At 70.4% G+C, this 11,632-nt stretch carries 12 protein-coding genes; 5 read left to right on the forward strand and 7 right to left on the reverse strand.

Annotated elements, in window-relative coordinates; genetic code table 11:
• Nucleotides 1–31 precede the first annotated feature (31 nt).
• Together OH768_RS20755 and OH768_RS20760 are read right to left on the reverse strand one after the other, a co-directional pair.
• Nucleotides 32–1,375, reverse strand: a complete 1,344-nt coding sequence (locus tag OH768_RS20755) for an endo-1,4-beta-xylanase (RefSeq protein ID WP_406455713.1) — start codon at nucleotides 1,373–1,375, stop codon at nucleotides 32–34.
• Between the two features lie 117 nt (nucleotides 1,376–1,492).
• Nucleotides 1,493–2,530 carry a LacI family DNA-binding transcriptional regulator gene (locus OH768_RS20760; protein WP_406455715.1) on the reverse strand — a complete coding sequence of 346 codons (1,038 nt, stop codon included), beginning with the start codon at nucleotides 2,528–2,530 and terminating at the stop codon, nucleotides 1,493–1,495.
• A 105-nt stretch (nucleotides 2,531–2,635) separates the two neighbouring features.
• Between OH768_RS20760 and OH768_RS20765 the strand changes: the two genes are divergently transcribed.
• Genes OH768_RS20765 through OH768_RS20780 form a run of 4 tightly spaced genes read left to right on the forward strand, consistent with a single transcriptional unit; the run spans nucleotide 2,636 to nucleotide 8,108 of the window.
• The gene (locus OH768_RS20765) at nucleotides 2,636–3,940 is read left to right on the forward strand and encodes an ABC transporter substrate-binding protein (protein WP_406465371.1); all 1,305 of its coding nucleotides are present in this window, start codon (nucleotides 2,636–2,638) and stop codon (nucleotides 3,938–3,940) included.
• Nucleotides 3,941–3,978: 38 nt separating this feature from the next.
• Nucleotides 3,979–4,863 (forward strand): carbohydrate ABC transporter permease, encoded by an 885-nt coding sequence (locus OH768_RS20770; protein ID WP_406465372.1) that lies wholly within the window; start codon nucleotides 3,979–3,981, stop codon nucleotides 4,861–4,863.
• A 4-nt stretch (nucleotides 4,864–4,867) separates the two neighbouring features.
• The gene (locus OH768_RS20775; protein WP_406455717.1) at nucleotides 4,868–5,767 is read left to right on the forward strand and encodes a carbohydrate ABC transporter permease; all 900 of its coding nucleotides are present in this window, start codon (nucleotides 4,868–4,870) and stop codon (nucleotides 5,765–5,767) included.
• Between the two features lie 34 nt (nucleotides 5,768–5,801).
• Nucleotides 5,802–8,108: a glycoside hydrolase family 3 N-terminal domain-containing protein gene (locus OH768_RS20780; RefSeq protein WP_406455719.1), complete on the forward strand. Its 2,307-nt coding sequence runs from the start codon at nucleotides 5,802–5,804 to the stop codon at nucleotides 8,106–8,108.
• A gap of 14 nt (nucleotides 8,109–8,122) precedes the next feature.
• Here OH768_RS20780 and OH768_RS20785 read toward each other — a convergent pair whose 3' ends face one another.
• Genes OH768_RS20785 through tsaB form a run of 4 tightly spaced genes read right to left on the reverse strand, consistent with a single transcriptional unit; the run spans nucleotide 8,123 to nucleotide 10,668 of the window.
• Entirely contained in the window at nucleotides 8,123–8,410 is a 288-nt protein-coding gene (locus OH768_RS20785) for a hypothetical protein (RefSeq protein WP_406455721.1), read from the reverse strand.
• Entirely contained in the window at nucleotides 8,407–9,498 is a 1,092-nt protein-coding gene (tsaD, locus tag OH768_RS20790) for a tRNA (adenosine(37)-N6)-threonylcarbamoyltransferase complex transferase subunit TsaD (protein ID WP_406455723.1), read from the reverse strand. The genes OH768_RS20785 and tsaD overlap by 4 nt, the downstream gene beginning before the upstream one ends.
• On the reverse strand, nucleotides 9,491–9,985 hold the full coding sequence (gene rimI / locus OH768_RS20795) for a ribosomal protein S18-alanine N-acetyltransferase (RefSeq protein ID WP_406465373.1): 495 nt from the start codon (nucleotides 9,983–9,985) through the stop codon (nucleotides 9,491–9,493). The genes tsaD and rimI overlap by 8 nt, the downstream gene beginning before the upstream one ends.
• A 29-nt stretch (nucleotides 9,986–10,014) precedes the next feature.
• Nucleotides 10,015–10,668: a tRNA (adenosine(37)-N6)-threonylcarbamoyltransferase complex dimerization subunit type 1 TsaB gene (gene tsaB / locus OH768_RS20800; protein ID WP_406455725.1), complete on the reverse strand. Its 654-nt coding sequence runs from the start codon at nucleotides 10,666–10,668 to the stop codon at nucleotides 10,015–10,017.
• A 120-nt stretch (nucleotides 10,669–10,788) separates the two neighbouring features.
• Here tsaB and OH768_RS20805 point away from each other — a divergent pair, with 120 nt between their 5' ends.
• Complete coding sequence (locus OH768_RS20805) at nucleotides 10,789–11,346, forward strand: hypothetical protein (RefSeq protein WP_406455727.1); 558 nt, start codon at nucleotides 10,789–10,791, stop codon at nucleotides 11,344–11,346.
• 111 nt (nucleotides 11,347–11,457) lie between these two features.
• Here OH768_RS20805 and OH768_RS20810 read toward each other — a convergent pair whose 3' ends face one another.
• A complete protein-coding gene (locus tag OH768_RS20810) occupies nucleotides 11,458–11,628 on the reverse strand; it encodes a hypothetical protein (protein WP_406455729.1) in 171 nt (56 codons plus the stop codon).
• Nucleotides 11,629–11,632 lie beyond the last annotated feature (4 nt).

Genomic DNA, 11,632 nt, shown 5'->3' on the forward strand with positions numbered 1-11,632 from the left:
TCTCAGTCCCGCTTCACGCTCCCCGCCTCCCTCATCCCAGGGTCACCACCGGTACCGGGTTGCTTCCGCTCCAGGACGCGTTGAACCCGAACGTCACCGAACCGCCGTCCGGGACCGTGCCGTTGTAGCTCGCGTTCGTGCAGGTCACGGCCGCCCCCGACTGGGTGCACGTGGCGTTCCAGGCCTGCGTGAGCTGCTGGCCGGCGCCGTACGTCCAGCTCGCTCTCCAGGACGACAGCGCGGTGCCGGTGCAGGCGATCGTCACCTGCCCGGTGAATCCGGTGTTCCACTGGCTGGTCACGCCGTACGTCGCCGAGCACGCGCCGGTCGGCGGGGTCGTGGTCGTACCGCCGAGTGCCTCCGCGACGCCGTAGTACGCCGGTTTCGGCGCGTAGTTCTCGTCGTACGGTGTCGCCGCCCCGTAGCCCGGGAAGGTGCCCGGCACCCAGGAGTCGGCGTCGGTGAAGCCCCAGACGGTGACGTTCACGCAGCGCGTGACGGCGACGCAGGCGGCGACCACGCTCTTGAAGTCGGCCTTCTGCTGGGCGAGTTTGGTGGCGTCCGCCGGGAGTGCCATGCGTACGTCGAGTTCGGTGATCGCCACGTCCACGCCCAGGTCGGCGAAGCGCTGGATGTTCTGCTGGAGAGTGGCCGGGACCTGGCCGAGGATCAGGTGGGCCTGGAGGCCGACGCCGTCGATCGGAACGCCCGCCGCCCTAAGGGACTTGACCAGGTTGTAGAGAGCGGTGGACTTCGCGTTGACGCCCTCGACGTTGTAGTCGTTGATGTACAGCTTGGCCGCCGGGTCGGCCGCGTGGGCCCAAGTCAGCGCCTGCGCTATGTAGTTGGCGCCGAGGCCGGTGTACCAGAGCGTCGAGCGGTAGGTGCCGTCCTCGTTGAAGGGTTCGTTGACCACGTCCCAGGCGGCGATCTCGCCCTTGTAGCGGCCGACTTCGGTGCTGATGTGGTTCTGCAGCAGGCTGCCGAGCTGGGCGGAGGTCCAGGTGCCGTTGGTCAGCCAGCTCGGGTTCTGGCTGTGCCAGACCAGGGTGTGGCCGCGCACCTGCTGGTTGTGGGCCTGCGCGAAGGCGACGATCTGGTCGGCCTCGGTCCAGTCGAAGCTGCCCTGCGTGGGCTCTACGGTTCCCCACTTCATGGCGTTGCCGGGGGTGAGCGAACTGAACTGCGCGCCCGCGATGTCGCCGTAGCCGCCGGTGAGTTCGGAGCCGGTGACCGCGGTGCCGACGACTTTGCCCTTCGCGGCGGCGAGGTCGCGCAGCGGGGTGTCGGCGGCGTGCGCGGCGGGTGCGCTGAGGAGCAGGGCGGCGCCGGTGACCAGGGCCGCCAGGGGCAAGCCGGTTCTCAGAGATCTCATGCGGGTGCCTCCGAAAGTTTCGGTTGTGCAACCGATTGGCTTCGGAGGAGTGTGGGGCGGCTCACCCCACTCGTCAATACGTCACCTTCCGGCCACGCGGGTCACCGCTCACGCGGGTCACCGCTCCGAGGCCGCGGGCGCCGCCGTACTGCTGCGCACCACCAGGCTCGTGGCCAGTTCCACCCGCCGCGCCGCCGAGGACTCCGGCTCGCGCGCGAGGTCGAGCACCAGCTTCGCCGCCGCCTCGGCCATCTCGGTGAGGGGCTGTCGTACGGTCGTCAGCGGCGGGCCGACCCAGCGGGCGACCGGGAGGTCGTCGAAGCCGACCACGCTCAGGTCCTCCGGGATGCGCAGCCCCAGTTCACGCGCGGCCTCGTACAGGCCGAGGGCCTGGAGGTCGTTGCCGGCGAAGACGGCGGTGGGCCGGTCGGGGCGGCGCAGCAGGTCGAGGCCCAGGCGGTAGCCGGCCTCGTGGTGGAAGTCGCCGGTGACGATCAGCGAGCCGTCGACCGGCAGCCCGGCCGTCTCCAGCGCGGCCCGGTATCCGTCGACGCGGGCGCGGCTGCACATCATCCGGGAGGGTCCGCTGATCGCGCCGATCCGGGTGTGGCCGAGTTCGACGAGGTGCCGGGTGGCGGCGAGCCCGCCCTGCCAGTTCGTCGCGCCGATCGACGGCACGTCGGCGCCTGGGTCCCCGGCCGGGTCCATCACCACGAACGGGATGGAACGGCTGGTCAGCAGCGCCCGCTGGGACTCGTCGAGCCCGGACAGGACGAGGACCACGCCGTGCGGGCGGCGGGCGGCGACCTGGTCGGCCCAGGTCCGGCCGGGTGTCAGTCGCCCCGCGCTCTCGCTCAGCACCACGCTCAGCCCGGCGTCCCGCGCCACGTTCTCCACGCCCCGGATGACCTCCAGCGCCCAGGCGCTCTCCAACTCGTGGAAGACCAGGTCGATCAGCGGGGAGCGGGTCGCCTCGGCGCGGCGGCGCCGGTAGCCGTAGACGCGGAGCAGGTCCTCGACGCGGGTGCGGGTCGCGGGGGCGACATCGGCACGGCCGTTGAGGACCTTCGAAACAGTCGGAGCCGAGACTCCGGCCTCGCGGGCGATCTCGGCGAGCGTCGCGGTCTGCGTTTCTACGGCTTTCGAAGGTTTCATGTCCGCGATCGTATCCCTGCGCGACCTCTTGACGAAGCTTCTGTCTCGCCATACGTTCCCGGAACATTCGTAGCCCTTACCGAAACATTCGTGAAAGGCCGTCCTATGGAGTCCTACAGCAGGCGCTGGTTCCTCGGCGCCGGTGCCACCACCCTGCTCACCACCGGACTCACGGCCTGCGGCTCCAGTGACAGCACCGGCAGCAGCAGTACGGTCACCGCCTTCGTCTACGGGGACGACGCGACGAAGGTGCAGGTCAAGGCGGTCACCCGGTTCAACGCGTCGGCGGCGGCGAAGAAGGCCAAGGGCAAGATCAAGCTGGAGAAGGTGCCCGGCACCGACTACCCGGCCAAGCTGCGCACCGCGATGGGCTCGCCGAACGCGCCCGACGTCTTCTTCAACTGGGGCGGCGGCTCCATCAAGGCCTACCAGGAGGCCAACCAGCTGGTCGACCTCACCGACACCATCAAGTCCGACCCTGTCCTGAGCAGCGGCTTCCTGCCCTCGGTACTCGCGGCGGGCGCGCTCAAGGGCAAGAACTACGGCATACCGATGCGCGGCATGCAGCCGGTGATCCTCTTCTACAACAAGTCGGTCTTCGCCGCGCAGAAACTCCAACCGCCCACCACCTGGGCCGAGTTGCTCGACATCAACAAGAAGCTGAAGGCGGCGAACATCACGCCGTTCGCGCTCGGCGGCGCCGACATCTGGCCCGAGCTGATGTGGCTGGAGTATCTGGTCGACCGGATCGGCGGACCCGAAGTCTTCGACCGCATCAAGAACGGCGACGCCTCCGGCTGGGGCGACCCCGCCGTCCTCAAGGCCGCCGAGACAGTGAAGCAACTCATCGACGACGGCGCCTTCGGCAAGGGGTTCAGCTCCGTGTCGTACGTCAACGGCGGCGCGCCCGCGGTCTTCGCCAAGGGCAAGGCGGCGATGCATCTGATGGGCTCGTGGGAGTACTCGACGCAGCTCGGCAAGTTCCCCGACTTCGCCAAGACGAACCTGGGGTGGTCCGCGTTCCCGAAGTACGAGGGCGGGGCGGGCGACATCCGCAACGTCGTCGGCAACCCCACCAACTACTGGTCCGTGAACGCCCGTACGGGCAACAAGGACGCGGCGATCGCGTTTCTGCGGGACTGCGCGTCGGAGGCGTACGCGAAGGACCTCGTCGCCAACGGGGACATCCCGACCACATCGAACGCGGAGAAGCTCCTCGACTCCTCCCCCAACCCCGAGTTCGCCAAGTTCCAGTACCAACTGGTGCAGCAAGCACCGGCGTTCACGTTGAGCTGGGATCAGGCGGTGGATCCGGATGTGTCCACCCCGATGCTGACGGAGATCAACAAGCTGTTCGTGGGGAAGAGTTCGCCGGCTGAGTTCGTGTCCGCGCTGAAGGGGCTGAAGTGAGTAGTCGCTCCGCGGCGGGGGTGGTTCGTCGGGTGCCGGTGCGTCGTGGCTGGTCGCGCAGTTCCCCGCGCCCCTACAGGGGCGCTTCACCTCACGGCGTCTGGGCTGTGCCCGGGGTTTTGTTCTTCGTTTTCTTCGCTGTCGCCCCTATGGTCCTCGCCGTCTATCTCTCCTTCACCACCTGGAACGGGCTCGGCGACCCGAAGCCCGTCGGGCTCGCCAACTGGCAGAAGCTGCTGCACGACGACCGGCTCACCCAATCCCTCACCGTCACCGTCCTGTTGACGGTGACCAGCTGGGCCTTCCAGACGGTCGTGTCGCTCCTGCTCGGCGTGTGGGCGGCGGGGCGGCAGCGCAACCGGGCAGTCCTCTCCGCGATCTTCTTCGTGCCGTTCCTGCTGTCCTCGACGGCGATCGCGCTGCTCTTCTACGCGTTGCTCGACCCGAACTTCGGCGTCATCCACCAGGACACGCTGGGCTCGACCAGTGGCGCGTTCCTCGCGATCGTGTTCGTCGGGGGCTGGCAGTTCATCCCCTTCCACACGCTGATCTACCAGGGCGGGGCCCGCCAGATCCCCGAAGTCCTCTACCAGGCGGCGGCAATCGACGGTGCCGGGCGCTACCGCCAGTTCTTCTCGATCACGCTGCCCCAGCTCCGCAACACGGCCACGACCTCCGGCGTGCTGATGATCGTCGGCTCGCTCACCTACTTCGAGACCGTCCTGATCCTCACCCAGGGCGGCCCCGGCACGGACACGGCGATCCTGCCGTACCTGATGTACGAGGCCGGCTTCAAGAGCTACGACTTCGGCTACGCGAGCGCGATCGCGACCTTCCTGGTCGTGGCCGCCACCGCGCTGTCCCTCGTCCTGGTCCGGCTCACCGGTTTCGGCGCCATGCGCAGTACCCGCGAAGGGATGTGACGGAGTGTCACACGACACCTTGCCGCGTCCGGTGAAGACGACAGAGGAACCCGTGGAAGAGCAGCGGCCCCGAAGGCGCCGGCACTGGACCCGACGCCCCAACCCCCTCGCCGGCCTCGGCTCCCTCCTCTGGCTCGCGGTCGTCATCGTCCCCATCTACGCGATGATCTCGGCCTCGCTCACCCGCCAGGACAAGGCCCTCGGCAACAACGCGCTGAAGCCGCCCACCGATCCGACCCTCGCCAACTACAACACCGTCCTGCACAACGGCTTCGGCCACTTCCTCGCCAACACGGCGCTGGTGGCGGCGGCGGTCGTATGCATCGTCCTGGTCCTGTGCGTGCCGCTCGCCTACGTGGCCGTACGCACCCGCACGGTCTGGTCGAGCGCGGCCTTCCGCCTGTTCCTGCTCGGAGTGGCGATCCCGGCCCAAGCCGTCGTGGTCCCCCTGTACCTGATGATCGCCAAACTCAACCTCTACGACAGCCTGTTGGCGGTGATCCTCCCCACCGCGGCCTTCGCGATGCCGGTCTCCGTGCTGGTGCTGACCGGCACCCTGCGGGACATCTCGGAGGACCTGTACGAGGCGATGGCGCTCGACGGCGCCTCGGCGACCCGGATGCTGTTCCAGCTGGTCATCCCGCTGACCAAGGGCGGTATCAGCACCGTCGTCATCTACACGGCGCTCCAGGCCTGGAACGGCTTCCTCTTCCCGCTGATCTTCACCCAGTCCGACGGGCCCCGGGTCCTCACCCTCGGACTCTTCAACTACGTAAGCCAGTTCGGCGTGAACATCCCCGCACTGCTCGCCTCGGTCGTCCTCTCCGGCATCCCGATCTTTGCTGTCTACCTGGTGGCCCGGCGCGCCCTGGTCGGCGGCCTGATGGGCGTGGGCGGCAAGTGAATCTCCCCAACTCACCTTTTCCGACAGGAGTTTCATGACCACCGCCCCCTGGCGCGACCCCGCACTGCCCGCCGCCGCCCGCGTCGACGACCTGCTCGCCCGGATGACCCTGGAGGAGAAGTCCGCCCAGCTGTACGGCGTTTGGGTGGGTGCCGACACGGACGGCGACGGAGTCGCCCCGCTGCAGCGGGAGATGACCTCCGACTACGACTGGGGCGAGCTGATCACCCAGGGCCTGGGACAGCTCACCCGTTCCTTCGGTACGGCCCCGGTGGACCCGGAGTTGGGTGCGCAGGCGCTGGCCCGCGCGCAGCGCCGGATCGCCGCGGCCGGCCGCTTCGGCATTCCGGCCGTCGCCCACGAGGAGTGCCTCGCCGGGTTCACGGCCTGGGGTGCGACGGCGTACCCGGTGCCGCTGGCCTGGGGCGCGAGCTTCGACCCGGCGCTGGTCGAGGAGATGGCCCGGCACATCGGCGCCGACCTGCGCGCGGCCGGCGTCCACCAGGGACTCGCCCCGGTCCTGGACGTCGTACGGGATCCGCGGTGGGGGCGGGTGGAGGAGACGATCGGGGAGGACCCGTATCTGGTGGGGACCATCGGTGCCGCCTATGTGCGGGGTCTCGAGTCGGCCGGGGTGGTCGCGACGCTGAAGCACTTCGCGGGGTACGCGTCCTCGGTGGGGGCGCGGAATCTGGCGCCGGTGCGGGCAGGGGTGCGGGAGTTCGCGGACGTGGTACTGCCGCCGTTCGAGATGGCGCTGCGGGAGGGCGGCGCGCGGTCGGTGATGGCGGCGTACAACGAGACGGACGGCGTACCGGCGTCGGCGGACCCGGCGCTGTTGACCCAACTCCTGCGGGAGGACTGGCAGTTCACGGGGACGGTGGTCGCCGACTACTTCGGCATCGGTTTCCTGGAGACGCTGCACCGGGTGGCGGGCAGCCCGGCGGAGGCGGCCCACGCGGCGCTGGCGGCGGGGATCGACGTGGAGCTGCCGACGCTGAAGTGCTACGGGAAGCCGTTGGTGGAGGCGGTGCGGGCGGGGGACGTACCGGAGTCGCTGATCGAGCGGGCGGCGCGCCGAGTGCTGCTGCAGAAGTGCGAGTTGGGGCTGCTGGACGAGGACTGGGCGCCGGAGCCGACCGGCCGGATCGACCTCGACTCGGTGGCGAACCGCGCGCTGGCCCGCCAACTGGCGGAGAAGTCAGTGGTGTTGCTGGACAACCCGGACGGTCTGCTGCCGCTCGCCCCGGATGCCCGGATCGCGGTGGTGGGCCCCAGGGCGGCAGACGCGCTGGCGATGCTCGGCTGCTACTCCTTCCCGTCCCACGTGGGTGTCCACCATCCCGAGGTGCCGATGGGCATCGAGATCCCCACTCTGCTGGAGTCGCTGCGGGCCGAACTCCCGGTCGCCAAGGTGACGTTCGCGGAGGGGTGTGATGTGTCCGGGCCGGACACGACCGGTTTCGAGGAGGCGGTCGCGCGAGCGTCCGAGGCGGATGTGTGCGTGGCGGTGCTGGGCGACCGGGCCGGCCTGTTCGGGCGCGGCACGTCGGGTGAGGGCTGCGATGTCGCGGACCTCCGACTGCCCGGCGTCCAGGCCGACTTGCTGGACGCGCTCGTGTCGACGGGCGTCCCGGTGGTACTGGTCCTGCTCACCGGCCGCCCGTACGCGCTGGGCCGTTGGCACGGCCGGCTGGGTGCGGTGGTCCAGGCGTTCTTCCCGGGGGAGGAGGGCGGCCCGGCGGTGGCGGGAGTGCTGTCGGGCCGCGTCAACCCGTCCGGCCGCCTCCCGGTGAGCGTCCCGCACGTGCCGGGCGGCCAGCCGTGGACGTATCTGCAACCCCCCTTGGGCCTGGCCGACGAGGTCAGCAGCCTCGACCCGACCCCGCTGTACGCCTTCGGCCACGGCCGCTCCTACACGACGTTCGCGTGGGAGCCCGCCGAACCAAGGGAGTCGGAGATCGACACGAACGGCTCCTACGACCTGACACTCACCGTCCGCAACACCGGCGACCGGGCGGGTGCCGAGATCGTCCAGCTGTACCTGCACGACCCGGTGGCTTCGGTGACCCGCCCGGACGTCCGCCTGATCGGTTACCAGCGGCTGGAGTTGGGCCCGGGAGAGGCGTCCCGGGTGACCTTCCACTTCCACCCGGACCTGTCGGCGTTCACCGACCGCTCGGGGCGCCGGGTGGTTGAACCGGGCGCGCTGGAACTGAGGTTGGCTGCGTCCAGCGCGGAGGTACGGCATACGGCACGAGTGACGCTGACGGGGCCGGAACGCGTACTGGGCACGGACCGGCGGCTGTTGTGCGAGACGGAGGTACAGGCCCAGGGATGAGGACCGGGTGCGGTTCAGACCGGCCGAGGCGAGGAGCTTGCCCGCCCGACAAGCTCCACCGACTCGAACCGCCACCGGTGCACCGCCCGCATGACCAACTCCCCCTCCGGCTCGGGAAGTTCGGGCAACTCGGTGTCGTAGTCCGCGTCCCACCACGTGATGACGAGGACGCGGTCCTGGGGGGCGCGGAGGAACTCCCGGCGCAGAGGCTCGGCCGGCAACCGTTGCGCCCGCGCCCAGGCGAGCAGTTCGGCCCCCCGCCCCTCGGCCGCCCGCGCCTCCCACATCAGTGCGACCGTCACGAGTACAGGTTCTCCTTGCTGACCTCGTGCACATGATCGTGACCACGCCCCGGCACATGGGGATCGGTCACCGGGAGGGACGAGTCCGCCGAGAGGTCCCAGTCCGAGGGGGCCCGGTCACGGGCCACCATCTCCGCGCCGAGGGCGGCGACCATCGCGCCGTTGTCCGTGCACAGCTTCGGGCGCGGGACGCGGAGGCTGATGCCGGCCGCCTCGCAGCGCTCCGCCGCCAGGGCCCGCAGGCGGGAGTTCGCGGCGACTCCGCCGCCGATCATCAGGTGGTCGACGCCCTCGTCCTTGCAGGCCCGTACGGCCTTGCGGGTGAGCACGTCGACGACCGCCTCCTGGAAGGACGCCGACACATCGCGCACCGGCACGTCCTCCCCGGCCGCCCGCTTCGCCTCGATCCAGCGGGCCACGGACGTCTTCAGCCCGGAGAAGGAGAAGTCGTACGCCGGGTCGCGCGGCCCGGTCAGTCCGCGCGGGAACGTGATCGCCGTGGGGTCACCCTCCTTCGCGTACCGGTCGATGACCGGCCCGCCCGGGAAGCCGAGGTTCAGCACGCGGGCGATCTTGTCGAAGGCCTCGCCCGCCGCGTCGTCGATCGTCGCGCCCAGCGGCCGTACGTCCGAGGTGATGTCCGAGGAGAGGAGGAGGGAGGAGTGGCCGCCGGACACCAGCAGGGCCATGGTCGGTTCCGGCAGCGCGCCGTGTTCGAGCTGGTCGACGCAGATGTGCGAGGCCAAGTGGTTTACGCCGTAAAGAGGCTTGCCCAGCGCGTAGGCGTACGCCTTGGCCGCCGAGACGCCTACCAGGAGCGCGCCCGCGAGTCCGGGGCCCGCCGTGACCGCGATGCCGTCGAGGTCGCTCGCGCTGACGCCCGCGTCCTTCAGGGCGCGCTGGATCGTGGGGACCATCGCCTCCAGGTGGGCGCGGGAGGCCACCTCCGGTACGACCCCGCCGAAGCGGGCGTGTTCGTCGACGCTGGACGCGACCGCGTCCGCGAGCAGGGTGTGGCCGCGGACGATGCCGACGCCGGTCTCGTCGCAGGAGGTCTCGATGCCGAGGACGAGGGGTTCGTCAGCCATTGATCTCGGTTCCTTGTACGGAAGTTGAGGGGTCGGTCAGGCGCATCACCAGGGCGTCGACGTTGCCCGGCTGGTAGTAGCCGCGCCGGAAGCCGATGGGCGCGAAGCCGAAGCGCTCGTAGAGTTTCTGCGCGCGGACGTTGTCGACGCGGCATTCGAGCATGACCTCGGCGCACTCGAACTCGCTTGCCGCGCTGAGGAGTTCGGTGAGGAGGGTGGCGCCGAGGCCGGTTCCCCAGTGGTCGCGGGCTACGGCGATGGTCTGGATGTCGGCCTGGTCGCCGGTGGTGGCGACGCCCGCGTAGCCGATGACCCGGACACCGCCCTCGTACTGTTCACCGGTCACCTCGGCCACCAGGTACCGGCGGGTCGCCTCGGCGCCGCGCGCGTGTGCCAGTTCGGACCAGAACATGCCCCGGGACCAGGCGTCCTCGGGGAAGAGGTCCTTCTCCAGTTCGAGCACGGGGTCGATGTCCCACCAGCGCATCTCGCGCAGTCGAAGGCTCGTGGATTCGGTCACTTGGGGGTGACCACCTTGTAGTTCTTGGGGACCTGGGCGTCGGGGCGGCGCAGGTAGAGCGGCCGGGGCGCGGGGAGTTCGACGCCCGCCGCCAGTCTCTCGGCGGCCAGCGAGGCGAGTGCGGCGGCGGACACGTGCTCGGGCTCGTGGGCGGACGGGAAGGTGTCCGGGTAGAGCAGGGCGCCCGCGCCGACGGCGGGCAGTCCCACGACCTGGTCGGCGAGGTCGGCGGGCCGGTCCACGGCCGGGTCGGTGACCCGGGTGCGGGAGTCGGCGTAGCGGGCCCAGTAGACCTCCTTGCGACGCGCGTCGGTGGCCACGACGAAGGGGCCGTCGAGGTCGGCGGCGTAGGCGAGGCCGTCCAGCGTGCACACACCGTGCACGGGCACGCCGAGCGCGAGCCCGAAGGTGTCGGCGGTCATCAGGCCGACGCGCAGTCCGGTGTAGGGGCCGGGGCCGATGCCCACGACGATTCCCGTGACGGCGTCGAGCTTGAGCCCCGCGCCGGCGAGCACACGGTCGACGGCCGGGAGCAGCAGCTCACCGTGGCGGCGCGCGTCCACCTGACTCGACGAGGCGATGACGGCCTCGCCGTCGTGCAGGGCGACGGTGACTGCGGGGGTGGCGGTATCCAGAGCGAGCAAGAGCACGCAAACAGCCTACGGCTCCGGCGCCCCGGGCACGGCCGCCCCGGTCGGCCCGGCCCGACTGCTACCGTCACCTACAGTCACCACACTTACTGGACATACAAGACACGGAGGTGGGCGCCGATGGCCGGCAGCAGCTCGGGAATCGTGGCCGGGCTCACTGTGGCGGCCGTCGCCACGGTCGGTTTCCTCACCTATCAGGCGTCGGCGAGCGTCCCGGCCGGGCTGGGCAGTACGGCCCGTGCGAGCGCCCCGCCGGCGGTGGCCACCTCGAAGGCGCCCCGCGACCGGAAGAACCCCGCCGCGCTGCCCGCGGGCTCCGGCAAGGGCGAGCGGGTCGTGTACTCGCTGGACGACGACCGGGTATGGCTGGTCGCCGAGAACAACAAGGTCAACCGGACGTTCAAGGTCACCCCCGGGACGGTGGATCCGACCCTGGGCTCCTACTGGGTCACGTCCCGCTCGAAGGCGGTCACCGGCACCGACGGCACCCCCGTCCAGCACGTCGTCCGCTTCGCCGGCACGGGCGGGATCGCGATCGGCTTCAGCGCGGCGGTCAGCGGCGCGACCCAGGAACCCGACCCCACCGTGAAGTCCGGCGGCATCCGCGAGTCGGTCGAGGACGGCACGGCGATGTGGGAGTTCGCGACGATCGGGCAGTCGGTCGTGGTGATCCGCTAGACGTCTGTATCCGCTGGTTGGGGTCGCGCCCCCGCAGGGGCGCGGGGCTGTATCGATTTGCGGCTCCGCCGCGCGGGCGCGACCAGCCCCCACCGGCCCGCAGACGAAGGACTACGCGGCTTTGCGCTGCTCGGTCGTGGTCTCCACCGGCTCCGGGGCGCGCGGTGGGGTCGAGATCGCCTTCGCCGCCTCACCGGCCGCCAGCAGCTCGCGCATGGACACCCCGGCGAACGCGTACGGCTGCGGGCGGTCCTGGTTCTCTGAAGCCGACGAAGCCGACATGGAC

Origin of the sequence: Streptomyces sp. NBC_01622 (genome assembly GCF_045209635.1) — a bacterium.
Taxonomy (GTDB): Bacteria; Actinomycetota; Actinomycetes; order Streptomycetales; family Streptomycetaceae; genus Streptomyces.

Coding starts and splice junctions, on each gene's coding strand:
- OH768_RS20755 (WP_406455713.1), bottom strand. CDS start 1,375: ATGAGATCTCTGAGAACCGGCTTGCCCCTGGCGGCCCTGGTCACCGGC.
- OH768_RS20810 (WP_406455729.1), bottom strand. CDS start 11,628: ATGTCGGCTTCGTCGGCTTCAGAGAACCAGGACCGCCCGCAGCCGTAC.
- rimI (WP_406465373.1), bottom strand. CDS start 9,985: ATGCGCTGGTGGGACATCGACCCCGTGCTCGAACTGGAGAAGGACCTC.
- OH768_RS20765 (WP_406465371.1), top strand. CDS start 2,636: ATGGAGTCCTACAGCAGGCGCTGGTTCCTCGGCGCCGGTGCCACCACC.
- OH768_RS20760 (WP_406455715.1), bottom strand. CDS start 2,530: ATGAAACCTTCGAAAGCCGTAGAAACGCAGACCGCGACGCTCGCCGAG.
- OH768_RS20780 (WP_406455719.1), top strand. CDS start 5,802: ATGACCACCGCCCCCTGGCGCGACCCCGCACTGCCCGCCGCCGCCCGC.
- tsaD (WP_406455723.1), bottom strand. CDS start 9,498: ATGGCTGACGAACCCCTCGTCCTCGGCATCGAGACCTCCTGCGACGAG.
- OH768_RS20805 (WP_406455727.1), top strand. CDS start 10,789: ATGGCCGGCAGCAGCTCGGGAATCGTGGCCGGGCTCACTGTGGCGGCC.